Source organism: Nocardia sp. NPDC057668, from assembly GCF_042799795.1.
Taxonomy (GTDB): Bacteria; Actinomycetota; Actinomycetes; order Mycobacteriales; family Mycobacteriaceae; genus Nocardia.
In genome coordinates this window covers 901,584-927,178 of sequence record NZ_JBHVIC010000003.1, presented here as the reverse complement: position 1 = coordinate 927,178, position 25,595 = coordinate 901,584, and the positions used below count along the sequence as shown (strand labels likewise).

General features: G+C 69.0%; 25 protein-coding genes. 11 read left to right on the top strand and 14 right to left on the bottom strand.

The features are described 5' to 3' along the window. Positions 1–84 precede the first annotated feature (84 nt). From ACFVBH_RS22755 to ACFVBH_RS22745, 3 genes are read left to right on the top strand one after another with little or no spacing between them, the layout of a single operon-like run. Positions 85–1,215, top strand: a complete 1,131-nt coding sequence (locus ACFVBH_RS22755) for a hypothetical protein (RefSeq protein WP_379004149.1) — start codon at positions 85–87, stop codon at positions 1,213–1,215. Beyond that, a complete protein-coding gene (locus ACFVBH_RS22750; protein ID WP_354984735.1) occupies positions 1,212–1,814 on the top strand; it encodes a neocarzinostatin apoprotein domain-containing protein in 603 nt (200 codons plus the stop codon). Before ACFVBH_RS22755 ends, ACFVBH_RS22750 begins: the two co-directional genes overlap by 4 nt. 2 nt (positions 1,815–1,816) lie before the next feature. Then, positions 1,817–2,395: a neocarzinostatin apoprotein domain-containing protein gene (locus ACFVBH_RS22745; RefSeq protein ID WP_379004147.1), complete on the top strand. Its 579-nt coding sequence runs from the start codon at positions 1,817–1,819 to the stop codon at positions 2,393–2,395. Positions 2,396–2,451: 56 nt separating this feature from the next. Here ACFVBH_RS22745 and ACFVBH_RS22740 read toward each other — a convergent pair whose 3' ends face one another. Then, positions 2,452–3,429 carry a helix-turn-helix transcriptional regulator gene (locus tag ACFVBH_RS22740; protein WP_379004145.1) on the bottom strand — a complete coding sequence of 326 codons (978 nt, stop codon included), beginning with the start codon at positions 3,427–3,429 and terminating at the stop codon, positions 2,452–2,454. Positions 3,430–3,490: 61 nt separating this feature from the next. On the opposite strand from ACFVBH_RS22740, the gene ACFVBH_RS22735 reads away from it, so the two are divergent. Next, entirely contained in the window at positions 3,491–5,737 is a 2,247-nt protein-coding gene (locus tag ACFVBH_RS22735; protein WP_379004143.1) for an ATP-binding cassette domain-containing protein, read from the top strand. Between the two features lie 448 nt (positions 5,738–6,185). Continuing rightward, the gene (locus ACFVBH_RS22730) at positions 6,186–7,637 is read left to right on the top strand and encodes a hypothetical protein (RefSeq protein WP_379004140.1); all 1,452 of its coding nucleotides are present in this window, start codon (positions 6,186–6,188) and stop codon (positions 7,635–7,637) included. Between the two features lie 466 nt (positions 7,638–8,103). Here ACFVBH_RS22730 and ACFVBH_RS22725 read toward each other — a convergent pair whose 3' ends face one another. Next, complete coding sequence (locus ACFVBH_RS22725; protein ID WP_379004138.1) at positions 8,104–8,598, bottom strand: hypothetical protein; 495 nt, start codon at positions 8,596–8,598, stop codon at positions 8,104–8,106. A gap of 270 nt (positions 8,599–8,868) precedes the next feature. Here ACFVBH_RS22725 and ACFVBH_RS22720 point away from each other — a divergent pair, with 270 nt between their 5' ends. The 3 genes from ACFVBH_RS22720 (at position 8,869) to ACFVBH_RS22710 (ending at position 10,035) form a co-directional block, all read left to right on the top strand. Next, a complete protein-coding gene (locus tag ACFVBH_RS22720; protein ID WP_379004136.1) occupies positions 8,869–9,219 on the top strand; it encodes a hypothetical protein in 351 nt (116 codons plus the stop codon). A 122-nt stretch (positions 9,220–9,341) separates the two neighbouring features. Then, positions 9,342–9,527: a hypothetical protein gene (locus ACFVBH_RS22715; RefSeq protein ID WP_379004134.1), complete on the top strand. Its 186-nt coding sequence runs from the start codon at positions 9,342–9,344 to the stop codon at positions 9,525–9,527. A gap of 184 nt (positions 9,528–9,711) precedes the next feature. Beyond that, positions 9,712–10,035: a hypothetical protein gene (locus ACFVBH_RS22710; protein WP_379004132.1), complete on the top strand. Its 324-nt coding sequence runs from the start codon at positions 9,712–9,714 to the stop codon at positions 10,033–10,035. Between the two features lie 76 nt (positions 10,036–10,111). Here ACFVBH_RS22710 and ACFVBH_RS22705 read toward each other — a convergent pair whose 3' ends face one another. Genes ACFVBH_RS22705 through ACFVBH_RS22685 form a run of 5 tightly spaced genes read right to left on the bottom strand, consistent with a single transcriptional unit; the run spans position 10,112 to position 15,837 of the window. Further along, positions 10,112–11,539, bottom strand: coding sequence for an aldehyde dehydrogenase family protein (locus ACFVBH_RS22705; RefSeq protein ID WP_379004130.1), 1,428 nt, complete (start codon positions 11,537–11,539; stop codon positions 10,112–10,114). After that, on the bottom strand, positions 11,536–12,678 hold the full coding sequence (locus tag ACFVBH_RS22700; RefSeq protein ID WP_379004128.1) for an FAD-dependent oxidoreductase: 1,143 nt from the start codon (positions 12,676–12,678) through the stop codon (positions 11,536–11,538). The genes ACFVBH_RS22705 and ACFVBH_RS22700 overlap by 4 nt, the downstream gene beginning before the upstream one ends. Continuing rightward, positions 12,675–14,066: an aldehyde dehydrogenase family protein gene (locus ACFVBH_RS22695; protein ID WP_379004126.1), complete on the bottom strand. Its 1,392-nt coding sequence runs from the start codon at positions 14,064–14,066 to the stop codon at positions 12,675–12,677. Before ACFVBH_RS22695 ends, ACFVBH_RS22700 begins: the two co-directional genes overlap by 4 nt. Beyond that, positions 14,063–15,358, bottom strand: a complete 1,296-nt coding sequence (locus tag ACFVBH_RS22690) for an acyl-CoA dehydrogenase family protein (RefSeq protein ID WP_379004124.1) — start codon at positions 15,356–15,358, stop codon at positions 14,063–14,065. Before ACFVBH_RS22690 ends, ACFVBH_RS22695 begins: the two co-directional genes overlap by 4 nt. Next, a complete protein-coding gene (locus tag ACFVBH_RS22685; protein WP_379004122.1) occupies positions 15,355–15,837 on the bottom strand; it encodes a flavin reductase family protein in 483 nt (160 codons plus the stop codon). Before ACFVBH_RS22685 ends, ACFVBH_RS22690 begins: the two co-directional genes overlap by 4 nt. A gap of 149 nt (positions 15,838–15,986) precedes the next feature. Here ACFVBH_RS22685 and ACFVBH_RS22680 point away from each other — a divergent pair, with 149 nt between their 5' ends. Further along, a complete protein-coding gene (locus tag ACFVBH_RS22680; RefSeq protein WP_354984724.1) occupies positions 15,987–16,772 on the top strand; it encodes an IclR family transcriptional regulator in 786 nt (261 codons plus the stop codon). A gap of 6 nt (positions 16,773–16,778) precedes the next feature. Here ACFVBH_RS22680 and ACFVBH_RS22675 read toward each other — a convergent pair whose 3' ends face one another. Beyond that, positions 16,779–17,486: a hypothetical protein gene (locus tag ACFVBH_RS22675; protein WP_379004120.1), complete on the bottom strand. Its 708-nt coding sequence runs from the start codon at positions 17,484–17,486 to the stop codon at positions 16,779–16,781. 96 nt (positions 17,487–17,582) lie between these two features. On the opposite strand from ACFVBH_RS22675, the gene ACFVBH_RS22670 reads away from it, so the two are divergent. Beyond that, entirely contained in the window at positions 17,583–18,467 is an 885-nt protein-coding gene (locus ACFVBH_RS22670) for a hypothetical protein (RefSeq protein ID WP_379004118.1), read from the top strand. 86 nt (positions 18,468–18,553) lie between these two features. Here ACFVBH_RS22670 and ACFVBH_RS22665 read toward each other — a convergent pair whose 3' ends face one another. Both ACFVBH_RS22665 and ACFVBH_RS22660 read right to left on the bottom strand, forming a co-directional pair. Next, positions 18,554–19,171: an isochorismatase family protein gene (locus tag ACFVBH_RS22665; RefSeq protein ID WP_379004116.1), complete on the bottom strand. Its 618-nt coding sequence runs from the start codon at positions 19,169–19,171 to the stop codon at positions 18,554–18,556. 11 nt (positions 19,172–19,182) lie between these two features. Next, positions 19,183–20,397: a CaiB/BaiF CoA transferase family protein gene (locus ACFVBH_RS22660; RefSeq protein WP_379004114.1), complete on the bottom strand. Its 1,215-nt coding sequence runs from the start codon at positions 20,395–20,397 to the stop codon at positions 19,183–19,185. A 124-nt stretch (positions 20,398–20,521) separates the two neighbouring features. On the opposite strand from ACFVBH_RS22660, the gene ACFVBH_RS22655 reads away from it, so the two are divergent. Continuing rightward, the gene (locus tag ACFVBH_RS22655; protein ID WP_379004112.1) at positions 20,522–21,418 is read left to right on the top strand and encodes a hydroxymethylglutaryl-CoA lyase; all 897 of its coding nucleotides are present in this window, start codon (positions 20,522–20,524) and stop codon (positions 21,416–21,418) included. Between the two features lie 338 nt (positions 21,419–21,756). Here ACFVBH_RS22655 and ACFVBH_RS22650 read toward each other — a convergent pair whose 3' ends face one another. From ACFVBH_RS22650 to ACFVBH_RS22635, 4 genes are all read right to left on the bottom strand, one after another. Further along, positions 21,757–23,211 carry an MmgE/PrpD family protein gene (locus ACFVBH_RS22650; protein ID WP_379004110.1) on the bottom strand — a complete coding sequence of 485 codons (1,455 nt, stop codon included), beginning with the start codon at positions 23,209–23,211 and terminating at the stop codon, positions 21,757–21,759. Next, complete coding sequence (locus tag ACFVBH_RS22645; RefSeq protein ID WP_379004108.1) at positions 23,208–23,489, bottom strand: hypothetical protein; 282 nt, start codon at positions 23,487–23,489, stop codon at positions 23,208–23,210. The genes ACFVBH_RS22650 and ACFVBH_RS22645 overlap by 4 nt, the downstream gene beginning before the upstream one ends. Before the next feature lie 89 nt (positions 23,490–23,578). Then, positions 23,579–24,391, bottom strand: a complete 813-nt coding sequence (locus ACFVBH_RS22640) for a cyclase family protein (protein WP_379004106.1) — start codon at positions 24,389–24,391, stop codon at positions 23,579–23,581. Beyond that, a complete protein-coding gene (locus ACFVBH_RS22635) occupies positions 24,388–25,575 on the bottom strand; it encodes a CaiB/BaiF CoA transferase family protein (protein ID WP_379004104.1) in 1,188 nt (395 codons plus the stop codon). Before ACFVBH_RS22635 ends, ACFVBH_RS22640 begins: the two co-directional genes overlap by 4 nt. Positions 25,576–25,595: the final 20 nt, after the last annotated feature.

Here is a 25,595-nt window from a genome sequence, read left to right as displayed (position 1 = left end):
GCCTTGACACCCGATTGCGGTGCGGGTTCAATATGGCAATTCCGAAACCGCGTTTCCATCAGCGAAACGCCAGAGGAGGGTGACATGGTGACCTCCGATTCGTCCCGCGCCACCGCGGCACTGCTGGTTGCCGGGATGTTCGCCGGGCCGGTGGCGGGTGGCGCGCTTGTGCTGCTGGCCAAGCCCTTCGGCGGGCGATTGGGAATTCCGGGCGCGGTCGTCGGCTACATCGCGCTGACCGCGCTGCTGTGCGCCTGCGGTGCAGCGCTTTTCGGCCCTCGGCTGGCGCTCGCGCCGCGTCGTGCGGGGTTGTTCGTGCTGGTGAGCGGTGCGGCGCTGCTTGTGGCCGCGAGCGTGACGCACGTCGGTGTCTTCACCGCCGCGGTGCTTATCGCCGCACTGGCCGCCGGTCCGGTGCTGGGGTTCGGACGGGTGTCGGCTGTGGCACGGGGCGGGCGGGCACTCGCCGGGTGGCATCTGGCGCAGTGGGGCGGGATCGGCGTGGCCGCGGGGGTTGCGGCGCTGTGCGACACCGCGCCCGCAACGGCCCTGCGGGTCACCGGAATTGCCTGCCTGGTGCTGGGCTCGATACTGCTGCTGCCGGAGTCGGCTGCCGCGCAGGCTGTTTCCATTCGGCGCGGAACGGACGGTGAGCGAACCCCGTCCGGTTGGAGCAGGGGGCTGGTCGCCGGGTACGCCGGTGTCGGCTTCGCGGTGGGCGGCACGGTGTTGCCGGGCCTGCATCTGCTGCTGTTCCGCTGGAACGCGCTCGATGCCCAGCAGTGCGTGTTGCTGCTGCTGGCGGTCGCGCCGGCGATCGTGGTCGCCGCGCTGCCCGCCGTCGAACCCGATGCGATACCCCTCGCGCTGATCGCGGCGGCCGGGGGAGCGCTGTTGATCGCGACCGCGCCCGGCCGGGTCACCCTCACGCTTGGCCTCGCGGTGACGCTGGGCGCGGCCGCGTGCGGTGCTCGGGCGCTGGATGCCGCTGCGGGATCCGGTGTTTCACCGGCGCGAGCCGTGCACACCGGACTGTTGTCCGTGCTCGCGGCCCTGGCGGGACTCGGTTTCGTCGCGCTGATCGGTGCGAGCGCCGGTACCGGAACGGGTGTGACGCTGCTGTCGCTCCCGGTATTGCTCACCGCGCTGATGTGGGTGCGCGCCCCACGAACGTTCGCGCCCGCTCGCCTCGCTCCGGAAGGAAACACCCCGTGATCCGTCCCGTCATCGCCCGAGTCCTGACCGTGCTGGCCGTAGTCGCCGGTGCGGGCTGGCAGCCGTCGCTCGCCGCCGCCGATTCCGGTGCGGCGATAGACGTTTCCGTCGATACCGATCTCGCCGAGGGCCAGCGGATCACCGTGGACGGGCGTGGTTTCCGGCCCGGACTCGCGGCCGTGGCCGTCGGCCTGTGCAAACAGGGCTTCACGAGCGGCATCAAACACTGCGATCTCGAGGGCGGCGCGACCTTCGTCAACATCTCCGGCGACGGCACGTTCCCGACGGTCACCCTCACCGCGCATCAGCGCTTTCACGACATCGATTGCGGCACACAGCCCTGCGTGATAGCCGCCGCGCCGCTGCCCGGCAGTGAACCCGCCGCGGTGATCGAAGCCAATTCCGCACAGCTCGCGGTGGTGTTCCAAGGAACCCGCCCGCCCGCGGCGGCGCTCCCCGCGCCCGCCACCCACCGGGACGACGACGTCTCGGGTCCCTCGACGCCACTGTGGACGGCGACCGCCGTCCTGCTGGCCCTGGTTTCCGCCATCGTGATCGCCGATCGGCGGCGGTCGCGAACGTCCCCGGAGGAGAAATGACAATGAGAAGACTCGACGCGCGGGCCGCCCTGCTCGCGGCCGCCACCGCGACGGCCCTGACGTGCGGCGCTCCGACGGCCTCGGCGGACCCCGTGCTCCAGGCCGATCAGGCGACGGGTGTTGCCGCCGGCCAGTCGATTACGGTCACGCTCGCCGGCCTGCCCGCGAACCTCGCGAGTGTCGCCGTCGGCCAGTGCAAGCCGCAGATCGTCTCGCCCGCGGACTGCAACCTCTCGGGCGCGCTGCTCGGCGCGGCCGACGCGACCGGCGCGTGGCAGCCCAACGGCGGCAAACGCACCCTGGTCCTGGCCGCCTCGGTCGGCGCCACCAACTGCGAGTCCGCCCCCGGCGCCTGCACACTCAGCGTCACCAGCCTGACCAACCCCACCCAGATTCTGACCTCGATCCCCCTGACCTTCGGCGGCGCGCCGGCTCCCACGACCGCACTGGCGGCCCCGGCCGCCACCGAGGACAGCGACGATGGCAGCAACCTGGGGTGGATCCTCGGCGGTGCCGCCGTCGTGGCCCTGGCCGCCGCGTTCGGCATCGCCCTGTGGCGGCGCGGCGCGAGCTCGCGCTGATCGGAAGTCCCTGCGGCGGTACCCATCCCCGGCCGGACGGCTCCCAGATGCGCGTCCTACGTGGGCCGGGCGTCAGCGGCCCGGTGCAGCCGGTCGGCGAGCTGGGCTGCTTGATCGCGGAACTCGGCGGGCTCCTCGATAGCGAATTCCGCGCCGATCATTCCGACCTGGAGTATCAGCCAGTGGAACGAATCCACCTGGACGATCAGGCGGCAGCGGTCCGGCCCTAGGGACTCGATCTCGCAGTCCTGGAATTTGAGGACGTCCGCGACGTCGGCGGCGGAAGTCTCGATGGTGACGACCGCACGGTGGCGGGCGGCGCTCAACCCCGCACGCAGATACTCCGCGCCCGACCGGGCCGGCAGTGGGCGCGGGGTGAAATGGCTTGCGGCAGGCACGATCGCGTCGATCCGATCGAGGCGGAAAGTACGCCAGTCGGCCGCCCGTACGTCCCAGGCCAGCAGATACCAGCGCAGGTGGAGGTAGACCGTGCGGTACGGCTCGGCCCGGCGGTGGGAGGTCTGTCCGTCCCGGTCGAGGTAGGTGAAGGTGACGTATTCGTGCCGGGCCGCCGCGGTGCCGAGGATGGTCAGTGCCTCCGGTCGCACCGCCGGTGCGTTCTGTGGTGCGGCCTCCACGGTTTCGCGCAGCGCGACCACGGCCGGTCGCAGGCGATGCGGCAAGAATTGGTCTAGTTTGCCGAAGGCGCGGTCGGCCGCGGGGGCGAATCCGTTGCCACGGGAGGGTTCTCGTGGGGCCGTTGCACCCAGTAGGGTCAGGCCGACCAGCGTGGCGACCGCCTCATCGTCGTCGAGTACCAGCGGCGGCAGGGTCCGGCCGGCGGCGAGTTGATAGAAGCCGCTGGGCCCGGGCTGTGTCGACACCGGGTAGCCGTACTCGCGAAGCCGTTCCACATCGCGGCGCAGCGTGCGCGGGCTGGTTTCGAGCCGAGCGGCCAGTTCCTTACCGCTGAACCGCCGCCCCGTCTGGAGCTGAGCCAGCAGTTCGAGCATACGACGGGTGACATCGGCCATGGCTCCATCATGCCGCTGATTGCGGCCAGGATCCGGCCACATCTGTCGATAGCGTCGAATGATGACCACATTCGCGCAACACCGCTCGGTCCGCATTCGTGGCGCCCGCACGAACAATCTGCGCCGGATAGACCTCGATGTGCCGCGCAACAGCCTCGTCGTCTTCGTTGGCGTTTCCGGATCGGGGAAGTCGTCGCTGGTCTTCGACACCATCGCTGCCGAAGCCGGATATCAGGTGAACGAGAACTACCCCCCGTTCGTGCGCAATCGGCTACCACGCTGGACTCGGCCGGAGGTGGAACACATCGAGGGTTTGTCGCCGGTGGTGGTCATCGACCAGCGACGGCTCGGCGCCAATGCCCGCTCCACCGTCGGCACCATCACCGATGTGTACAGCTATCTGCGCCTGCTGTTCTCACGGATCAGCACCCCGCATGTGGGGGAGTCGAACCACTTCTCGTTCAATGATCCGGCCGGAATGTGCCCGACCTGTTCGGGATTGGGACAGACGATGTCCACCGCTGTCGAGCGTGTACTGGACCTGGACAGATCCCTGGAGCAGGGTGCGATCCTGCTGCCGGGCTTCGGCGACGGGCAGTACTGGTACCGGCAGTACGCCGACATCGGCTCGTTCGACGTGACCACTCCGCTGCGCGAGTGGACCGAGTCCGAACGACAAGCGCTGCTGTACGGAGGAGCCGCGGCGACACGGCTGGGCACCCGTCCCCCGAAGGACTACGAGGGGGTCATCGAGCGGTTCGAACGGGTCTACCTGCACACCGCGGACGATCTCTCCGAACGTAAGCAGGCCGTGCTCCGGAAGTTCACCCACACTCGGCCGTGCCCGGACTGCGGTGGCGATCGGTTGAACGCCGCCGCCCGCTCGGCCGAGGTGCTGGGCCGCACCATCGTCGAGATGAGCGGCATGGAGATTACCGAACTCGCTGAAGTGGTTGCGGGCGTGTCGGATCCGAGTGTCGCATCGGTGGTGGCCGCCCTGCGCGAGCGACTCATCGCGCTCACCGATATCGGACTCGGCTACCTGTCGCTGGCCCGGCCCACCGGCACCCTCTCCGGCGGTGAATCACAGCGCGTCAAGACGGTGCGGCATCTCGGCAGCAGCCTCGTCGAAATGCTGTACATCTTCGACGAGCCCACCATGGGTCTGCATCCGCATGATGTCCGTTCACTGACCGGGATGTTGAAACAGTTGCGGGACAAAGGGAATACCGTGCTGGTCGTCGAGCACGATCCCGAGATCATGCGTATCGCCGACCGGATCGTGGAAATCGGGCCGGGAGCGGGGACCGCCGGCGGTGAGGTGATATTCGAGGGACCCTTCGACGCGCTGCGCACCGCCGACACCCCGACCGGACGGGGATTGCGGGAGCGCCGTATCCGACGCGAACACCGCACTCCTACCGGCAAACTGCGGATCGACAACGCCACGCGGAACAATCTGCGCGGGCTCACCGTCGATATTCCCACCGGGGTGTTGACGGTGCTGACCGGGGTTGCCGGATCCGGGAAGTCCAGTCTGGTAACGGAATTGACCGATCGGCAGCCCGCCACCGTCGTCGATCAACGTCCGCTCACCACCAATCGGCGCTCGACGCCGATCACCTATGCCGGTATCGCGCCCGCTGTCCGGCGGCTGTTCGCCACCCGCAACGACGTGAGTCCCGCTCTGTTCAGCGCGAATTCGGCGGGTGCGTGCCCCGCGTGCAAAGGGCTCGGCGTCAGCTATACCGATCTGGCCTTCATGGACGGCCAGGAAACGGTGTGCGAAACATGCGGCGGACGGCGCTTCACCCCTGAGGTGCTCCGGTACACGGTGGACGGTCTGACGATCGCGGATATCGACGACCTCACCATCACCGAAGCCGCGGCGCGCCTGCGGGAACCGGGGGTCGCCGGCCCGCTGCGACGTATCGAGGAAGTCGGCCTGGGCTACCTGCGCCTCGGACAGTCGCTGACCACTCTCTCCGGCGGCGAATGCCAGCGCCTGAAGATCGGCAAGGAACTGACCCGCCGCGGCGACAACACCCTCTACATCCTCGACGAACCAACCACCGGCCTGCACCTCTCCGATATCGACACCCTGCTGGAGCTGCTCGGCACCCTCGTCGACAAGGGCAACACCATGGTGGTGATCGAGCACAACCTCGATGTCATCCGCCAGGCCGACCACGTCATCGATCTCGGCCCCGGCCCCGGACGCCACGGTGGACAACTGGTGTTCGAGGGCACACCCGAGCGTCTCGCCACCTGTCCGGACTCGAAAACCGGTCGCGCTCTACGGCGTTGACGACACCGGGAGGGTGTTCGGCAGGTGCTCTGTCACGCGGCGCGGGGCGGGTACACATTCCCCGAGGTCGGCTGTCGCTGCCACGACGGCGCGAGCGGCGGGGTCGCTCCCAAACATCCGCTACTGCCGCATTCCGCGCGACTCCCTACTTATCGTGCACTATCGGCCCTTCAGTGGCGGTTTCCGCCAGATCTCCGGCGATAGTGCACGATAATTCGCCGCTGCGAGGGGCGCCGCCCATCTGATGCCAAAGAGAACCTTCCGCACCCACATGCGCTAGAATGTCCGCAACCGCCGCGAGTCGCGCTGATGGACTGGGCCTGCGCGGGGAGGGGCGAGCAAGCAGTTCTGCTCGATTGGCTCTGGTTCAGGGCCTTCGTCGCAGGTACTCTCCCTGAGCCTGTTATTCGCTTCCGTGCGATTTGCCTTGCGGGGCACAATGATCGGCGTGCACACCGTCGGGCGCAATTCCTATCAGACAGCCAAGCTGCTGGCCCGTGCGGGACGCATCGACGAGTTGCGTGTGCGCGCGGACACCGGCGATGTGCACGCGGCGCGGCAGCTGGCGATCTTGTTGTCCCGGGCAGACCGGCTCGCCGAATTGCGGGATCGCATGGCCGCCGGGGACAACTTCGCGCGGCGAGCGTACTCGGACTGGCTCGTTCGGCATCGACGCATACCGGAGGGCGTCGATGTGTTGCGGCCGTTGGCGGCGGCCGGGGACCCGGGCGCCCTGCAACGCCTCGCGCGGCTGCTGGCAGGACTGGGGCACCTCGAGCAGGCTCTGTCGGCACTGGCCCAGGCACCACCGGATCGGCTCGATGGAACGCCGGTGGAGGGCTGGTTTGATTCGCGCGGTTTGATCGACCGGGGCAGAGGTCGGGTCGGTGTGCGGCGCGAGTACGTCGACGCACTCCGTCGCAGGGTGGCCGCAGGAGACGCCGGCGCGAGACGGCAGCTGTCCTGGATCGTGGTGCTGTGGTGGCAGTCGTTCGAGCCCAGGCTCGGCGATGCGGCCGCGCTGCTCGTCGACATCGGACCCGACGACTGGCTGCACGAACGTCTCGTGCATCGGTCACGGGGATGGCGGCGAGGAGAGTTCCGCGTAGCTGCCATCGATGTCCTCGCGTCTGCCGAGTTGAAGGCGTATCACCGCACCCGGGCGGCATTGCTGATGCAGCAAAACCAGCGCGAGGCCGCGATCAGCCTGTTGCGCTCACTGTCCGCCGATGGCGACCAGTACGCGCAACGAGACCTGACCGCGGTCCTCGCCGCCGAACTGCCCCGGCTGGAGATCAAGGTCGGCGACCACCCGAACCCAATCTTCATGTACGGAATCGGGTTCAGCCCGGACGGTACGGCGCTCGCGGCATGGGGCAGAAGCACGTCGGGTTCGGCACACGTCGTGGTATGGGCCACCGCCTCGGGCACGCAGCGGTGGGTACAGAACCTGTCCTGGAGATGGCCGGGGAGCATGGTCTTCCGGCCCGACGGAACGCTCCACGAGTCGCGCGATGAGTCCTCGGGGCGCTCGCTACTCGCACCGGACGGCACCGTCCGGGCTGTCCTCGCAGGTCGGCGGTTACGGCTGCACTCAACCGTCACGGACGGAGTGATCGTTGAGATACCCGCTCCCTCAGTCGGAACGATGGCGTTCCACCCTGACAGCACCGTGATCGCCACCTGCTCCGGCACCACAGACGTCCAGCTGGGGCACACCGCCACCGGCACCCTCACTCGCACCATCGCCACGTCGGCACACAGGCTGGCGTTCAGCCCCGACGGCACCACACTCGCCACCGTCGACTCGTTCGACGACGCAATTCGGTTGTGGAGCCTCACCCGCTCTGCCGCTGATCACTCGGTTCGGGACGGCCGCGCCGACGACCGACCGCACTGACCCGGCGATCCCAACGTGACCTCACTCGCGGGTTCCGGCAGCTACGGTCGACCACATCGAAGTCTCGTGGGCACGCCCATTACGCGGAGCCGGCGCTCGATGATCTCCATCTTGACGCGCGTGCCTTCGCGGCCGGTCGCGCGTAACTCCTCGGCCATGGCGTTGGCTTGCGCCAGCGACAGGGGCCCGGTGAGGCGTAGTGCTCGCATCAGCGTGGCTGCCGCCACACCGACCGATCCGAATTCGAGGACGTCGAAGCTAGTCGCGTGATAGCTCGACGCGAGTTCGACGATCTGTCGGCCGGATCTGGATGCCGCTATGCGAGTGGAGAGCTCAGATCACGGCCTGCGAAACGCACTAATCTGCCGCTGACAAGGCTGCTCTCACCGGTCAGGCCGCAGCTGGCCGAACGCACTCTATTGCCGAGTTGAGAATGCTCCGTTGCGGCAGTCCTCTGGTGAATCCGTCAGCCGAAAATGACTAGGCCGGTGTTGGCCGCGAGGCCGAACGCGGTCATCCAATCATCGTAGTACCGCTGATGGTCTCCACTGAGACGCGTAGCCACCTGATCACGTTGTGTGGTGAAATCTGTGGCCAGTTCGGCTGCTGCGACCGGCCCGATGTGACCTTCGTTGTCAGGGAAGTAGAGGAACTCGAAGAAGGGTCTGTCAGACCAGGATTCGGGATCTTCCCAAATGGCTCCGCGGCCAACCACGTGGGCAGCGCAGCACAACGCCTCCCTGAAATCGCTGAAGGTCCCATAGCCCTGGGGAAGGACGCGGTGGGTACGGCCACTCAACTCATAGCAGGCATCGAGGAACAAGCCCCGCCGCGAGTGTTCGTGCCCTGGTAGCCAAACATGCTCATGCCCGTTGCCGTCGACGTAGCAATCGTCGGTGCGCTCGTGCCAGGGTGTCAGCGTGGCTACCTCGTACGCAGCGGCGTACAGGCTCATGATCATCGTCCTCAATAGTGGAGTGCTCCAGCCGGATATACCGACCCGTCCCGAAGTATCACCCCTGGCTCTGACAATTCTCGTGCCTGCTTCTGCGCACGCTCGAACATCCGACACTGCCACTGATGGCTCGGTTCAGGACGGCTTCCGCACCCGCCGGGGAACGCACTCTTCTGCGGATGAGCGCCTTGCCCGAGTAACAATGACTGCGACAAGCCGATCCTTCTTCAGCGCTGCTAGCCAGCGTGCCTGTATGGCCCGAGGTGCCACGACAACATGCCTGCCACCTGGATCGAAATCGATTCCTACACCGACCCATCCGAACAATGGAGGGTGCTCGACGACTTCGCCTGCAGCAACCCGATCGTTGTCATCGAGTACAGACGAAGCGAGAGGGAAAGCCCGCTCTGCGGTCGGCATGCTATCGCTCACTGGAATCAATACTCGGACATTGTATTCGGCACAGTCCGCTTCGAACACGTGCGTCACGCCGCCGCACGTGAGCAGGTCGCGGACGCAAACACGATCGTCGTGTACGCATACGGCACGCAGGTCGGACAGTCGTACAAGGACCGACCGCCGCCAGAGGATCTGATCGAACAGGCCCGAGCGTTGCTCGGGGAATAGCATCCGCTCATGCCCCGTTGTGAGCGGGCACCATCAGAATGGTCGGTGCGGCATGCTCGTCGGCACCGTTGCGGAGGTGTCGGATGATGATCGGAACGGCAGCCGATGAGGAGACTCCGACGATGGAACAAACCCTGTGGCAGCGCATGCCAACCGAACTACGATCACGCTTCGACGAATTGATCCAGAGCGGTCAGAAGGTCCATGCGATCGCGACCGTGCGCGAGGACCTGTCCAACCCATGTCCCGGGATCCACGAATGTATGGATCTGCTGGAGGAGCGGTGGATCGAGCTCGGCAGACCGTAAACCGCAGACGTCTGCTACTGCCGCATGGCGCGCGATCGTGGCGACCATCGCGACGAACGAAACATCCACGGCCACGAGGTATCTCGAGGCCCTCACGGTGTCCCCACCCGCAATTTATCGACTGGTGCGCTTCGAACGAGCGTTGATACCGTGCGCTGGTTCGTCGACGACGAAGGAGCCGTACATGCCGGTGATGCGGCGATTCTGGATCGAGTTCGATCCGGGGTACTCGCGCGCCCTGTGGTGGATCGGGTCGTATGCCGGTGTCACCGGATACGACGAGCAGCACTGTCTGGCGATGGTGGCGGACCTACTCACCGACGGCGCCGAGTTGCCCCCGGTTCTCCACATCACCCCGGACGTCGTGGTTGACGACGAACTCCCGGTGAGTATTCGCGAACTGGGAGTTACGGTGTGGCCGGGTGTCTGGTATCCGTCGATGAACCTCAGGTACGGACCGAACTTCACCCGGCTACCACCATGGAATTCCACTCGGCACCCCGAGTAGCGCACATCCACCAACGCGGCAACGAATCCGACCCGGCCCCAGCGGGAGGCGGTCGAACGGGAAGGCCGGCGGTGGCCTAGGCGCGGTGGGTCGGGTAGGCGCGGGCGGGCATGCCGGGGCCGCCGGGGCGGAAGGCCGCGGGGGCGTGGATCACCGTGGGCTGGACGTATTCGCGCAGGCCCTCGTGGGCGTACTCGCGGCCGAAGCCGCTGCGCTTCGTGCCGCCGAAGGGGGCGCGCAGGGACATGCCGGTGCGGTTGTGGGTGTTGACGAAGGTGAAGCCTGCCTGGAGGTCGGCAGCCACCGCGAACGCGCGGTCCTCGTCGGCGGACCAGACCGAGGCGGCCAGGCCGAGGTCGGAATCGTTGGCGCGCAAGACCGCCTCGTCCTCGGAGTCGTAGGTCAGCAGGGGGACCAGGGGGCCGAACTGTTCGCCGGTGACCAGGGCGGCGTCGTCCGGCAGGTCCAGTGCGAGGGCGGGGGTCAGGAAGTAGCCGGGGCCGATGTCGGGGGCGGCGGCCAGCGGAATCATCCGGCCGCCGCGGCGGCGGCTGTCGGCGATCAGGTCCGTGAGGCGTTCGACCGCCGCGCGATTCACCAGCGGGCCCATGGTGACCCGTTCGTCGAGGGGGTCGCCGACGACCAGGATGCGCTGGGCGGCAGCCAGATACGAGTCGAGAAACTCGTCCCGGCGTGTGCGGGGCACGTAGAGGCGCTTGGCGGCCATGCACACCTGGCCCGCGGTGGCGAACGACGCCAGCACGAGGCGTTCGTAATCGTCGGGGGTGAGCGCGAAGTCGTGCAGGAACAGCGCGGGGTCGTTGCCGCCGAGCTCGAGGGTGACCGGGGTGAGCGCGGCCCCAGCGGCGGCGGCGATGCTGCGCCCGGCCGCCTCGCCGCCGGTGAACGCGACCTTGGCCACGAGTGGGTGGGCCACGAGCGCGGTGACGGTGTCGGGGCCGCCGTGAATCACCTGGATGCCGGGGAGCAGCGCGGCGACCGCCGTGATCGCGAGCGGCGCGAACGGGGAAGGCTTGAGCACCACGGTGTTTCCGGCGGCCAGGGCCGGGCCGAGTTTGAGCACGGCCAGGATGATGGGCGCGTTCCACGGGGTGATGGCGGCGACGACGCCGAAGGGTGCGGGAGTGGTGGTGAGACGACCCAGCCCATCCCGCACTTCCGAACCCGTCAGCACCGCGGGCGCGTTGTCGCGAACCCAGCGCAGATACAGTGCCGCGAAGCCGATTTCGCCCCGGCAGTCCACGATCGGTTTACCGCTCTCGCGCGCCAGCAGCGCGGCCAGTTCACCCGCGCGGGCCTCGAGCGCGTCGGCGGCCGCACCGAGCGCGGCCAGCCGGTCGGGCAGTGGAACCCGGGACCATTCGAGGAAGTCCCGATGTGCCTGGGCCACCACGAGATCCACGGCCGCGGGCGGGCAGACCGGCACCGAGCCGACGATTTCGGCGGGCCGGGCCGGGTTCTCCCGGATGACGCGCGGGCTCACCGTTCGGCCTCGAGCGAATCGAGCAGGCAGGCGCGGCGCAGATACGCGCGGGTGGCCACGGGGTCCGCGGCCAGTTCCCGCACGTGCGTGCGGAAGTCGTCGCCCGCACCGCGCAGCCGTTGCCAATTGGCGTGACTGGCCCGCTGCACGTGCTCGACAGCGACCCGCCGCCGATGCTCGGCCGCGGCGTCGAGACCGGATTCGGGCGCGCCGTGGAGCACATCGGCCAGCGCGTCGCCCAGCCGCACCGCGTCGTGGATGCCGCTGTTCATACCCAGCCCGCCGAGCGGATTGTTGACATGCGCCGCGTCGCCCATCAGCAGCACCCGGCCCACCCGGAAGTGATCGGTCACCCGCTGGTGCACGCGGTACAGGGAGGCGTGCAGCAGGCGCCAGGGCCGTCCCAGATCGGCGACCTCGGTCAAACGACTTGGCAGTCGCGATAATTCGGCCTCGTCCGCGCTGTCCACCGCGGTCGGTAGCAGCACTCGCCAGTGCTGCGGCGTGCGCAGCAGGACCAGCCATTCGACCGGATCGAACACGTAGTTGATCGGGGCGATGCCGGGCAGCGCGGCGGCGAGATCCTCCTCGACCGAGGCGACCAGGAACCGTTCGGGGTAGGTGCTGCCCTCGAATCGTGCGCCCAGGCCGTGCCGGACCGCCGAATGCGCACCGTCCGCGCCGACAACCCAGTCCGCGTGCACGGGTCCGCGCGCGGTGTGCAGGATGACTCTTTCGTCACCGCGGAACAGTCCCTCCACGGCGTGGTCGAATCGCACCCGCCCGCCCAGCCTTTCGAGCGCATCGAGCAGGATCGGCGTGAGTCTGCTCTGCTCGCATTGCACGCGGAACGGATACGGGGTGTCCGCGGCCAGTAGACCGAGGTCGAGGGTGGCGAGTTCGTCGCCGTTCCGTTCGCGGTACTGGAACGTGGACGCCACGATTCCCTTGTCCAGCAACGGTTTCAATACGCCGAGTGCGTCGAGCATCTCCAGCGTGGGTGGATGGAAGGTCGACGCCCGCGATTCGGCGGCCAGCTCCGCGCCGGCCTCCAGAACCGTCACCTCGATCCCGCGCCGGGCCAGGGTCAGGGCCGCGGTGAGCCCGACCGGCCCCGCGCCCACGACCACGACGCTCATGAGGTGTGCAGGGCGAAGCGGCCCTCGACGCCGACGACCCGTGCGCCGGTGAACAGGCGCAGCGTCTCGGCCGTGCCCTCTTCGCCGAGACCGGAGATGCCCCATGCCGGGCGCGGCGTCATGAGATGCAGACTCATGATCGACGAGCCGTTGACCTTCACCTCCCCGGACCGAATCCGCTGCGCCACAGTCACTGCCGCGTCCTCGTCCGCACCGCAGACATAGCCCTCGAGTCCGTAGGGGAGCGCGTTGGCGTGCGCGACGGCCTCGTCCACAGAGTCGTAGGTGCGGACGCCCGCGACCGGCCCGAACACCTCGTCCAGCAGATCGTCCGCGAGCAGGGTGGGCGCGAAGTAGTTGCCGTCCGCGGGCACCGAACCGAACGACCGGGCCTCCCGGCCGGAGACCGCCGCGCGCACGGCGGCCAGATGGCGCGAGTGCACGAGCGGCCCGAACTCGGTCGCGGGATCCAGCGGAGCGCCGATGCGCAAGTCGGACAGGCGTTTCCCGATCGCGTCGAGCAGTTCCGGGGCTCGACCGGCGGGCAGGATGAGCCTGCCCAGGGCGCGGCACCACTGGCCGTTGAGCGTGGTGAGCAGCTCCGCCGCCATGCGAGCCGCGATATCCGTGTCGGCGTCGGGCAGGACCAGCAGTGGATTGTTGCCACCGAGTTCGAGCTGACACGGGCGCAGCAGCGGCGCCGAGGCGATCGCCACGGCCCGGCCGCCGGCCAATCCGCCGGTGAACGACACCGCCTTGATGCGCGCGTCCCCGGCCAGCTGCGCGCCGGTCTCCGCGCCGCCATGCACGAGCTGGAACATGCCGGGCGCCACGTGCTCGGCGATCACCTCGGCCAGCACCACCGAACTGTACGGCGCGAGTTCACTGACCTTCAGGATGACGGGACAGCCCGCCGCCAGGGCGTTGGCCACCTTGTGCGCGGCCATCGGCGCGGGCGCGTTCCACGGTGTCAGGCACAGCGCGGGCCCCAGCGGCAGCCGATGCACCCGAACACCGTCGACATCCGCGCGCAGCGCCCCCGACCGCAGCTGCGCCGCAGCCAGCCGGAAGGATCCGGAAACGATCACGCCCAGCGGAGCGACCTGCGTGATGGGCACACCCGTTGCGTACGAATCCAATTCGCTGATCCGGCCCAGTCGGGCGTCGAGGTCGTCCGCGATGGCTTCGAGGGTATCGGGACCAATCGAACCCGTTGCCCGGGCCGCGACGGACAGCGCCCGCTCGATCCGGTCCGGCGCGGTCGCGACCGCCCGGGACACGTGAGCGCCGGTGGCGGGATCCTCCAGCGCCACACCGAGATCCACCGCAGGCGTGTCCCATTCCCCGTCGACGAGTTCGCGGACGGCGGGTAGCTCCACCCCCGTCATCGCGCCACCTGCGGTGCGGGCTGCGGAACGGATTGCGGTGCGGTGGTGAACAACTCGTTGGCCGTGGCGTCGGTGACGATACGCGCCACCTCGAGCATGCCGCGCTCGGCGGGGAAGGTCATCACCAATCCCATCGCGAGATCGCGCAGCGCCCGCCCGGCGGACCCGTCCATCGAGGCCGCGGAGGTGCCGCCGGCCTTGAGCGCGCCGACCGCGACCTGGAAACAGGCTTCGGTGACCGCACCCTTGCCCAGCCGCCACTGGGTGAAGACCTCCTGCTTGGGTTTGATCGGCGTCTCGGCGGTCTCGATGGCGAGCTGATAGCGCAGCCACAGGTAGGCGGTGCGCAGATTCTTGGTCATCTCGCCGATCAGCACCTGGTGCACGGGGGAGGACGCGATCGGTTCGCCGGTGTCGGCGAACGTCTTGCGGGTCGTCACGGCCAGGGTCTCGTCGTACACCTGCTGGGCGCAGCCCGCGTACACCGCCGCGATCGCGAGCTGATTGCCGACGAAACTGCCCCTGCTCATGGTGAGCATCTTGGTGAACGCGCCCGGCACCGCCAGCGCCTCGTCGTCGGCGATGTGCACGTCGTCGAGCCGGATGCCGTTGTTGGCGGTCGCGCGCATGCCGAGTCCGTCCCAGGGTCCGCGAACGCTCACCCCGGCGGCGTCGCGGGGGACGAAGAAGGTCGCCAGGCCCTCGGCGGTGTCGTAGCCCTCCAGCTTGGCCGAGGTCAGGTAGTAGTCCGCGACGCCGGTCGCGCAGCCGAACGACTTCTCCCCGTTGAGAATCCAGCCGCCGGGCACCTTCCGCGCGGTGGTGGCGATGGTGATGTTGGCCTTGGCCGTCTTGACCGATTCCGAGGCGAAGTTGGCCAGCCAGACCCCGTCGGCCATCCGGCGCAGGACCTTCTCGGCGAACGCGCGTACCACCGGGACCTCGTCATCAGCGAAGAGCCCGGCATCGATGGCCTCCAGGGGGAGCAGACCGCGCGAGGCGCTGGTGTTGTGAAAGAAGTAGGCCAGCGCCGTCGACGGGCACGCGGTACCCATGGCGAAGGTGGCCGCGGCGAGATCGCGCAGAGTGCCGCCCAGACCGCCGAACTTCTCCGGCACCACCAGTCCGAGCAGGCCCGCGTCGCGCAGTAACCCGACGTGTGACGGCGGGAAGGTCGCGGTGCGGTCGGCCTCGGCCGCGGCGGCGCGCAGGGCGGGCAGAATCGAATCGACACGGTGCGCGCGCTCGAGTTCCGCGGCGGTCATGTCTTCGACGAGTCGTTCGCCGATCATCGGGCAATCCCCTCGTAGTAGGTGCGGTCGTGATAGATGAGCGGGGGCGCGGGGCGGGGGACGGCGGCATCGCGTACCAGGCCCAGCACGATGGTGTGGTCGCCGGCGGGATGGCGGGCGGCGACCTCGCAGTCGACCCAGGCCACGGCATCGGCGAGCACCGGCGCGCCCGTGCACGCCGAACGCCAGCGACCCACCGCGAAACGGTCCCCTCCGGTGGCCTGTCCCGCGAAGCGACGGCCGATGGCCCCGTGGTCGTGGCCGAGCACGTTGATCGCGAAAACGCCGCTGTCCCCGATCAATCGGCAGGTGGTGCCGTCCGAGGCCAGACATACCGAGACGAGCGGCGGATCCAGGGCCACACTGGTGAAGGAACTGGCGGTCATGCCGTGCCGGGCGCCGTCGCCGTGCAGGGTGGTGACGACGGCGACTCCGGTCGCCCACTGGGCGAGCACCGGGCGGAGGTCTGTCGAGTCCACGTCTCCTCCGTTTCGATAGTGGAAACGCTGTTACGCACAACGTAACGCCCACGGTGACGTGGTGCAAGCGAACGAACCGGAAATCCCGTGCGCGACCGGACCGAGCGGGTCGTTTCCCATTGGGAAATCCCGTGCCCTAAGCTGGAGCCGTGTCGGACAACGAGGCCGAGAACCAGAGTCGCTCCATCGCCGCGGTCGAGCGAGCCATGGACGTGTTGTTGCTGTTCGGGCGGAGCGGGCGGGCCGATCTCGGCGTCACCGAGATAGCCAACGAACTGGGGCTGACCAAGGCCGCGGTGCATCGCATCCTCACCGCGCTGCGCAACCGCGAACTCATCGCGCTCGAGCCGACCACCCGGCGTTACGCCCTCGGGCACGCCGCCATCGCGCTGGGGCGCGCGTACCTCGCCCGCACGGACCTGCGCGTCATGGCCGCGCCGGAACTGCGCAGGCTGGCCGCGGCGACCGGGGAGACCGCGACCCTCTCGATTCGCCGCGGCGACACCCGCATGTACGTGGATCAGGTTGTGCCGGAACAGGAATTGCGCATGGAGGTGGTGCTGGGCGTGCCGTATCCGCTGCACGCCGGCAGCTCCTCGAAGGCCATCCTGGCGGCACTGCGCAAGGAAGAGATCGACGAGTACCTCGAACGCCACGAGCTGACCCCGTTCACCGAATCGACCATCACCACCCCGCGCAAACTGCGCGCCGAACTCGCGTCGGTGCGCAAGCAGGGCTACTCGATCTCGCTGGGGGAGCGGCAGATCGGCGCGTCCTCGGTGGCGGCGCCGATTCTGGACCATGACGGTGGCGTCATCGGTGCGATCAGCGTGTGCGGACCGCTGGCTCGATTCGAGCCGCGTATCCCGGAGTTGGTGCCGCAGTTGCAGAAAGCCGCGGCCGCGCTCTCGGCGCAACTCGGCTACACCGGCTAGTTCTCGTCACAGCTGCGCGCCGGGCTTGAACACCCCGAGCGCGGCGGCCGCCAGGACACTGCCCCAGATCGTCCACACGTAGGGCAGGCAGCCGTCCACGCTGCGGCGCAGGGTGTGCTCGATCCGGTCGCTCGACCCTGTGGTCAGTAGTTCGCCGAACGCCGCGCCGAAGGGGCGCAGCGTGATTCGGATACCGAGGCCGGCCGCGATCGCCGCGGTGTAGAGCAGGATTTTGGCGCCGAGCCACTTCGGGTTGGTGGTGACCCCGAACGGTTCGGCTGCGATCAGGGCGTATCCACCCGCACCCGCCATGCCCGCGATGACGAGCCCGCGGATGGCGAGATCGGCGCGGTATACCGTGGCGATGCGGCCGTGAGTGCGGTGTGCGATCACGGTGAGCGCCAGCCAGATCGCGCTGAACACCCAGATCGCGGCGACCGACCAGCCGGGAAACAGCCCGACCCCGAACAGCTCCGCACCGTGCGGTGCGGTGGCCATCAGTGTCACCCCGCTCGGCAGGAACAGCACCAGGCAGATCTTGGGGGCCAGATCCAGCCCGCTCATGATGTTCAGCGCCGTGACGCGTGCCGCCGGATCGAGTTTCGGATCTATCACGAACCGGCTGGAGTAGAAGACGCCCAGGTCTCCACCCAGCCAGAACACGAACAACACCAGGTGCAGCAGGATCAACCAGCCGTAGGGGTGCGGTCCCATTCGAGCTCCCTGTTCTCTTCTGCGAAACGCTGTTTCGGAGTACGCTCCCGACAGTCTCACATCGAAACACTGTTTCCACAAACGAAACGGGATCCCATGCGCACCCTGCTGGCGTCCGCCCTGTCCCTGCTCTTTCTCATCGCCGCTCCGGCCCACGCCGACCCGGGTGTCACCCGCGAGGAAACCCACGTCGGCCTCGACGCGGCCACGGTCTGGTATCCGGCGAACGCCGGCCGTCGCCTGCCGGTGGCGCTGATGCTGCCCGGCGCGAACATGCGCCGCGAGTACTACTCCCGATTCGCTTCCGCCGTAGCCGATTACGGCTTCGTGGTGGTCATCCCCGAGCGCTACCCGATGCCCGGATACAGCCTGCCCAGCGAACAGTCGATCACCGACGTGGTGGGCTGGGCGCGCGAGCGCGCCGCCGATCCGGGCTCCCGGATCGGGAGCGTCGTCGACCCGGAGACCCTGGTCGTCGCCGGGCATTCCTACGGCGGGGCGGCGGCGCTGTACGCGGCCGCGGACCGCTGCCAGGTGCCCTTCTGCTTCGGGGTGTCGTATCGGCATCCGCCGCAGCTGAAGGCGATCGTCGGGCACGGCACCAACACCACCATCGGACCGGTGGTCGATGTGGTTGCGGTGCAAGGGATTCCGGTGCTGTACATCAACGGCACCGAGGACTCGGTGAGTGAACCGGCCGAAGCGCACGAGAGTTTCACGAAACTCACCGGCGCTCCGACAGCCGCTTTCGTGAACCTGCTGGGCGCCAACCACTTCGGCCTGGCCGATGAGGACAATCCGCCGGGGGCGGCGCCAGACGCCCATCCCGGCACCGCCCCGCGTGAGCAGACCATCGCGGCGGCCGCGCGGTGGACGGCTCAGTGGTTCCTGGCGCAGCTCGGCGACTCGGAGGCTCGTGCGTTCGTCTACGGCGGCGGGACGCGCACAGACGCCGTCGTGAGCGTCGAAATGCCCTCGTAGAGTGCGCGATCGCCCGCGGCGAGAGTTCGTAGCGGGATTCTATGAGCGAACCGGCACCGCCTGACGGAGGTGCCGGTTCGTATCGCTCACAACAGCAGTTCCCGCGCTTGCTTCACGTCGATGACATCCGCGTATTTTGCGCCGAGATCGAACAGGTTCGCCTCGTGCAGGCGGGGGTCGCGATCGCCGCAGGCATCGGCCACCACCTGCGGCCGGAAACCGTGCTGCAGGGCGTCCACCGCGGTGGCGCGCACGCACCCGCTGGTGGTGAGCCCGGTGATGATCAGGGTGTCGATACCCGCGGCGGTGAGGTTCGCGGCCAGCGGGGTGCCGAAGAAGGCGCTCGGATACTGCTTGACGATCACCGAATCACCCTCGCGCGGTGCGGGTTCGGGGAGGAATTCGCCCAGCGGGTTGCCCTCCTCGAAGACGGCCAGGGTCGGCACCTTCTGCCGGAACAAGCCACCTTCGGTCGTTCCGGGGCGGTAGCTGACCCGGGTGAACACCACCGGATACCCACCGGCTCGTGCGTACTCGACCACCGTCGCCGCCGCGCGCACCGCGTCCTGCACCGGAGCCCGCAGTGGTGATTCGTCGTCGAGATAGGCCGCGCAGACGTCGATGACCAGCACCGCCGGGCGCACTCCAGCGCCCAGCGGGGTGCCGTAGCCGGCTTGTCGGGCGTCCTCGTGTAGATCGGACATGCGAAATCCCCTCAGATGACGCCGGTTTCGGCGAGCTTGGCCAGTTGATCGGCGTCCAGGCCCAGCAGTTCGCCGTAGACCGCGGCGTTGTGCTCACCGAGTGCGGGACCGGCGTGCCGGACTCGGCCCGGGGTCACGCTGAGCTTGGGAAAGACGTTCTGCATGGGCAGTTCGCCCAGTTCGGGATGGGCGACCCGCACGATCGCCTCGCGCGCCGCGAAGTGTGGATCGGCGAACATGTCGCGCGCGGTATAGATCCGGCCCGCGGGGACCCCGCCCTCGTGCAGCTTCGCCAGCAGCGGCTCGGCGTCGTGACCGGCGGTCCAGGCGCTGATCAGATCATCGAGTTCGGCCATGCGCGCACCGCGTGCGGTGTGACTGCGGTAGCGCTCGTCCACGGCCAGTTCGGGGCGATCCATGAGCTCGGTCAGCCGGGCGAACACGGTGTCCTGATTGGCGGCGATCAGCACCATCTCCCCGTCGGCCGTGGGATACACGTTGCTGGGCGCGACATTCGGCAGCACCGAACCGGTGCGCTCGCGCTGATATCCGGTGAGCGCGTATTCGGGCAGTAGCGATTCCATCATGGCGAGCACAGCCTCGTAGATGGCGGAGTCGACCACCTGTCCCTGCCCGGTCTTCTCGCGGTGGTGGACGGCGGCGAGGGTGCCGATGGTGGCGAAGACGGCGGCGAGCGAATCGCCGATCGAGATGCCGGTGCGCGCGGGGCGATGGCCGGAATCGCCGGTGGTGTAACGGATTCCGCCCATGGCCTCGCCGATGGAACCGTATCCGGCGCGCGGGGCGTAGGGGCCGGTCTGGCCGTAGCCGGTGACCCGGACCATGATCAGTTCGGGATTGCCCTCGCGCAGCCGGTCGTAGCCCAGGCCCCAGCGTTCCATGGTGCCCGGGCGGAAGTTCTCGATCACGATGTCGGCCTGCGCGATGAGCTCGCGGGCCAGCCGCTGACCTTCGGGGTCGCGCAGGTTGCAGGTGACCGACTTCTTGTTGCGCGCCACCACAGGCCACCACAGCGAAGCGCCGTTCGACTGCTCACGTCCCCACTGCCGCATGGGATCTCCGGTGCCGGGGGATTCGAGTTTGATCACCTCCGCGCCGAAGTCGCCGAGCAGTTGTGCGCAGAAGGGACCGGCCAGCAGCTGGCCCATCTCGACCACGCGCAGATCGGCCAGCGCGCCGGCCCCGGGGGTTGCTTCGGCTGTCATGCGGCCACTCCGTTTCGTTGTGCGCCCGATGCTCGCGCGCCGGGCGCGCGAGAACGGTAGGGTGAAAGTGGATACACTGTATCCCTGAGAGAAACGGCGCGGCAAGGTGAGAGAAGGTGTGCCCGTGGACATCACGGTGCTCGAGGTGGCCCCACGCGACGGCCTGCAGAACGAACCGGAGATCGTCCCGACGCAGCGCAAGATCGAGTTGATCGAGCGTTCGATCGCGGCGGGCCTGCGCCGGATCGAGGCGGTGAGCTTCGTGAATCCGAAGGCTGTCCCGCAGATGGCCGACGCCGAGGCGGTCATGGCCGGGGTGTCGCGACCGGCCGATGTTTCCTACATCGGGCTGGTCTTCAACGAGCGCGGCCTCGACCGCGCCCTCGCGGCGGGCGTACACGAGATCAATGTCGTCGTGGTGGCGACCGATACGTTCAGTCGCCGCAATCAGGGCTGCTCGACGGCCGAGGGCGTGCGGCGCTGGCACGGTCTGGCGCAGCGGGCCGCCGAGTCGGGTTTGCTCCGAACCGTCACCATCGCCGCGGCTTTCGGCTGCCCGTTCGAGGGCGAGGTCGCCGAGGCGACCGTGCTGGACCTGGTGCGCCGGGTGGCCGAGGCCGGGCCGCAGGAGATCGCGCTGGCCGACACGATCGGCGTCGGCACGCCCGACCGGGTGCGGACGCTGGTGGCGGCCACCGCCGCGCTGGCCCCCGATGCGGTGGTGCGGTGTCATTTCCACAACACGCGCAATACCGGGTACGCCAATGCTTTCGCGGCTGTCGGGGCGGGTGCGCGGGTGCTGGACGCGAGTACGGGCGGTATCGGCGGGTGCCCTTTCGCGCCGGCCGCGACCGGCAATGTCGCCACCGAGGATCTGCTCTACGGGCTGCATCGGATGGGGTATCGCACCGGTGTGGGGATGGACGAGGTCGCCGAGACCGGGCGGTGGCTCGGGACAGTGTTGGGTGCTCCGGTGCCCGCGCTGCTGGGCCGGTCGGGGGGCTTCCCGAACCTGGCCTGACCGGTGGCTGAAGGGTCTCGCGGTCGCAGTGCTGGGCCCCACGCCCGCTCGCCCCACGCGGGTGCCACCGCGTCGCCGAGTGGCGTCTACACGCCCGAGAATCGCGTCTTCAGGCCTGCCGTTCGTTGCACCTGCCGTCGCCGGATATGACGCTCAGGGGCGGTCCGCGAGACACCTGCACCCGGTTGACGCTGCGGACGATGGCGGCGGTCAGTCGGCCGACCTGCGCGCGGCTGATGAACTCGGACTTCCGCGCTGTTCTCGCACCGGTGCGTTCTCGGTGTCTCAATCGGTGAGCTCGGCGTCCAGCAGCCCGTCCTCGCTCAGGCGCAGGGTACTCACCCCGGCTCGGTACCGGATGCTATGCCGCCGACTGGTTCGATGGCGCCGCGCAACGGATCGAGCAGTTCTCGCAGGTCGTTGATTTCCGCCGTGTCGTAGACGATTCGAGCAATAACCTCAGCGTCGTCAGCGGACAGTGAGCGGGCGGCGTTGAGCCGGAACTTGGTGGCGAGTTCCGTGGCCGACAGCGGATTGCCGGGGCCGCCACGGTTGACGTCCACCCGTTCGGTGAGTACCCGTCCGTCCTGGAGCTCGGCGGTGAGGACGGCGGGGAACTGGTGCGGGAAGATGCTGTCGCAGTGGGGATCCGGCACGCAATCGACCTTCGCGGCCAGGGCGAGCCGGTGCGGATCGCGGGCCGCCGCGTCGGTGAAGTCCTCGTGGAAGAGCCCGAGCCCGCCGCCGCCGATGAGTGCGGCGGCGACCGTGTACGGGCCGGAGAACGCGGCGTGATAGCCGGATTCCGGTGCGCGTTTGTCCGCCGCGGGCTCGCCGATCGTGCGCAGGACCGGGGTGGGTGCGCCGAGGGTGAGGCGTTCCACCTGCTCGGCGGTTACGCCCCGGGCGCGCAGGCGCAGGGCCGCGTCGATGCTGGCGTGGGTGAAGTGGTTGCAGGGGTACGGCTTGAAGAACACGCCTGGCAGTTCCCACTCCGTTCCCAGGCCCTCGGTGACGCTCTCTGCGCGCGCCTGGTCGCCGCAGAATGCCTGGAGCAGCCCGAACCGGCCTTCGATGACCGTGGGCGGGCCGGTCAGTCCGTGCCGCGCCAGCTCCGCGGCGGTCACCGCGGCGTGCGCGGCCCAGCCGCAGTGAATCCGTTTCACGGTGCCGCCGGTCCGATTGGCCTCGAGCAGGCCCGAACCCATGCTGGCCGCGATCCCGAGCGCGTGTGCGACGCGGGGCGCGTCGAGTCCGGCCAGCAGCGCGGCAGCGGCGGCTCCGCCGAGCGCCCCGCAGATCGCGGTGGCGTGGAGGCCGCGTTCGAAGAAGACCGAGTTACCCAGCCGCTCGTCGTATCCGGCCATGCCGACGCGGACGGTGATCTCCACCCCGACCGCGATGGCGTCCAGCAGCGCGCCGCCGCTCGCGCCGACCGCTTCGGCGACCGCGAGGGCGGCCGGCACCACCGTCGCCGACGGATGCAGGACCGACGGCAGGTGGGTGTCGTCGAAATCCATTGCGTGGGCGAGTGTTCCGCCGAGCAGTGCCGCGCTCGCGGTGGGCACCCGATCGGCGAGGCCGAGTGCGGTGGACATCGGCCGCCCACCCCATTCGGTGACGACGGCTCGCATCGCCGCGGCGGCTGGAGTGGACTGCGCCGCAAGACTGTTGCCGAGGACGTCCAGCAGTCGGCGGGCGGCATCCGCGCGCAGGGCGGTCCCCACGCCGCCGGGGCGGCGAGCGGCCACGGTGAATTCCGCGAGCTGCTGCACGATCGTGGGGGCGGTCATGGGGTCACCGCCGCGAGGGGGCGTACCGGGGAGCCTGTGCCGCCGACGATGCGCAGCGGTGCGAGCACGAACACGATCATGGGGGCGCCCATGAGGTCACCGCCACGAGCGGAGGGTACCGGGAAGCCTGTGCCGCCGAGGGTGCGCAGCGGCGCGGCCGCGCGAACGATCGTGGAGGCGGTCATCGGGTCACCGCCGTTGAGGGGGCGCACCGGGGAGTCTGTGCCGCCGACGGTGCGCAGTGGCGCGAGCGCGCGAACGATCGTGGGTGCGGTCATGGGATCACCGCCGCGAGCGGGGCGTACCGGGGAGGCTGTGCGGCCGAGGGCGCGAGGGCGCGCGGGCGCGAAGACGATCGTGGGTGCGGTCATCGGGTCACCGCCGCGAGCGGGCGCACCGGGGAGCCTGTGCCGCCGACTATGCGTAGCGGTGCGAGCACGAAAGCGAACTCATGAATACCGGTCTCTGCCAGCTGTTCCAGGTCCAAGTGCTCCATGATGTAGATGCCGGACTCGACCAACAGCACCCGATGTACCGGCAGCACGCTGTGTCCCGCGCCCGGGGCGAGGCGCTCGTAGGCCGTGGTGTCGGCGCCGGTGGCGACGACGCCGTGGGCGGCGAGCCAGCGTGCGGCTTCCACGCCCACCCCGGGCACGCCGGAGTCCGCGCCCAGATACGTTGCCGGGTCGGCATAGTGGCGTGCCCATCCCGTGCGGATCAGGACCACGTCACCGGGGTCGAGCGGGAGGTCGCGCGTCGCGTGCTCGAGATCGGCGACGGTGATTTCGTAGCCGCCGGGCAGGATGTTCACGTCGTGTGCGGCGGCTATGTCGAGAAGCACTCCCCGGCAGAGCAATCCGGGAAGGTTCTCGGCCCCGTGCGCGGTGAAACTCCCTCCGCGCTGCGCCTCGGCGGCGTCGATGCCGCCGTGCAGCGTTCCGTCCTGGCTGACGTGGCTGAGGGCGTCGATGTGTGTGCCGACGTGGCCGCCGGTCACGATGATCTCGCTGGCAGCCGAACCGCCGTCCGGGCGGACGGTGTCGCCGTGCCTGCGCGCCAGCGTCATTCGGAAGCCGGGATGGTTGGGGGAGCAGGGCATGCCGGTGAAGTACGGTCGCCCGAGTTCGATCAGCCGTACGCCGGCGCGCACCAGCTCCACCAGTGGGTCGCGGGTGGTCATCGGATCACCCCCGCCGTGCGCAGGCGGTCGAGTTCCGCGGCGTCGACGCCGTATGTGCTCAGGACCTCGGCGGTGTGCGCGCCCAGCGGCGGACCCGTCCATCGGATGCGGCCCGGGGTCTCCGAGAGCCGGAACAGGATGTTCTGCATGCGTATCGGTCCCAATTCGTCGTCGTGGAGTTCGGCGATGGTGCCCAGCGCCCGGAACTGCGGGTCGGCCAGGACGTCGGCGGCGGTGTAGACGGGCGCGACGGCGGCTTCGGCGGCCTCGAATTCGCGCAGGACCGTCTCGGTATCGCGCTGGGCGATCCACGCGCCGACGGCCGCGTCGAGTTCGTCTGCGTGCCGGGCTCTTTCGGCGCCGCTGGCGAACCAGGGCTGCTCGGTCAGGTCGGGGCGTCCGACCAGGCGCAGCACCCGTTCGGCCACGGTTTGCGCGCTGGTGGACACCGCGACCCAGCCGTCGTCGGCGGTGCGATAGATGTTGCGCGGGGCGTTGTTGCTCGAGCGGTTGCCCATGCGCGGTTGCAGTTCGCCGAGCTGGTCATAGGCGATCAGCTGGGGGCCGAGCAGGGTCAGGATCGGTTCGATGATGGCCATGTCGATCTGCTGGCCCCGGCCGGTGGCATCGCGTGCGCGCAGGGCGGTCATGATCGCGAATGCCGTTGTGAGGGCGGTGATTCCGTCGGCGAGGCCGAACGGCGGCAGGGTGGGCGGGCCGTCTGGTTCACCGGTGACCGCCGCGAACCCGCTCATGGCCTCGGCGAGCGTGCCGAAGCCGGGACGCTGCGCGTAGGGGCCGATCTGTCCGAAACCGGTGACGCGGGCCAGCACCACGCGCGGATTGATCTCGCACAGCCGGTCGTAGCCCAGGCCCCAGCGTTCGAGGGTGCCGGGCCGGAAGTTCTCGATCACCACGTCGGCCTCGGCGACCATACGCCGGAAGATCTCCTGGCCGTCGGGCGCGCCCAGGTACAGGGTTACCGATTTCTTGCCGCGTCCCAGCATCTTCCACCAGAGTCCGACCCCCTCGCGTTGTGCGCCGTGGCTGCGCACCGGATCCCCGCCGGGATGCTCGATCTTGACCACCTCCGCGCCGAAATCGGCCAGCAGCGTCGCCGCGAGCGGCCCGGCGAACAATGTCGCCGCATCCAGCACCCGGATCCCGGACAGCGGTCCGTCCATCGCGCACTCCCTCTCGATCT

Bases quoted from the DNA above. Each gene is read 5' to 3' on its own strand.
- ACFVBH_RS22755 (WP_379004149.1), top strand. From the start codon at position 85: ATGGTGACCTCCGATTCGTCCCGCGCCACCGCGGCACTGCTGGTTGCC.
- ACFVBH_RS22745 (WP_379004147.1), top strand. From the start codon at position 1,817: ATGAGAAGACTCGACGCGCGGGCCGCCCTGCTCGCGGCCGCCACCGCG.
- ACFVBH_RS22740 (WP_379004145.1), bottom strand. From the start codon at position 3,429: ATGGCCGATGTCACCCGTCGTATGCTCGAACTGCTGGCTCAGCTCCAG.
- ACFVBH_RS22735 (WP_379004143.1), top strand. From the start codon at position 3,491: ATGACCACATTCGCGCAACACCGCTCGGTCCGCATTCGTGGCGCCCGC.
- ACFVBH_RS22725 (WP_379004138.1), bottom strand. From the start codon at position 8,598: ATGATCATGAGCCTGTACGCCGCTGCGTACGAGGTAGCCACGCTGACA.
- ACFVBH_RS22720 (WP_379004136.1), top strand. From the start codon at position 8,869: ATGCCTGCCACCTGGATCGAAATCGATTCCTACACCGACCCATCCGAA.
- ACFVBH_RS22715 (WP_379004134.1), top strand. From the start codon at position 9,342: ATGGAACAAACCCTGTGGCAGCGCATGCCAACCGAACTACGATCACGC.
- ACFVBH_RS22710 (WP_379004132.1), top strand. From the start codon at position 9,712: ATGCCGGTGATGCGGCGATTCTGGATCGAGTTCGATCCGGGGTACTCG.
- ACFVBH_RS22700 (WP_379004128.1), bottom strand. From the start codon at position 12,678: ATGAGCGTCGTGGTCGTGGGCGCGGGGCCGGTCGGGCTCACCGCGGCC.
- ACFVBH_RS22695 (WP_379004126.1), bottom strand. From the start codon at position 14,066: ATGACGGGGGTGGAGCTACCCGCCGTCCGCGAACTCGTCGACGGGGAA.
- ACFVBH_RS22690 (WP_379004124.1), bottom strand. From the start codon at position 15,358: ATGATCGGCGAACGACTCGTCGAAGACATGACCGCCGCGGAACTCGAG.
- ACFVBH_RS22675 (WP_379004120.1), bottom strand. From the start codon at position 17,486: ATGGGACCGCACCCCTACGGCTGGTTGATCCTGCTGCACCTGGTGTTG.
- ACFVBH_RS22670 (WP_379004118.1), top strand. From the start codon at position 17,583: ATGCGCACCCTGCTGGCGTCCGCCCTGTCCCTGCTCTTTCTCATCGCC.
- ACFVBH_RS22665 (WP_379004116.1), bottom strand. From the start codon at position 19,171: ATGTCCGATCTACACGAGGACGCCCGACAAGCCGGCTACGGCACCCCG.
- ACFVBH_RS22660 (WP_379004114.1), bottom strand. From the start codon at position 20,397: ATGACAGCCGAAGCAACCCCCGGGGCCGGCGCGCTGGCCGATCTGCGC.
- ACFVBH_RS22650 (WP_379004110.1), bottom strand. From the start codon at position 23,211: ATGACCGCCCCCACGATCGTGCAGCAGCTCGCGGAATTCACCGTGGCC.
- ACFVBH_RS22645 (WP_379004108.1), bottom strand. From the start codon at position 23,489: ATGACCGCACCCACGATCGTTCGCGCGCTCGCGCCACTGCGCACCGTC.
- ACFVBH_RS22640 (WP_379004106.1), bottom strand. From the start codon at position 24,391: ATGACCACCCGCGACCCACTGGTGGAGCTGGTGCGCGCCGGCGTACGG.
- ACFVBH_RS22635 (WP_379004104.1), bottom strand. From the start codon at position 25,575: ATGGACGGACCGCTGTCCGGGATCCGGGTGCTGGATGCGGCGACATTG.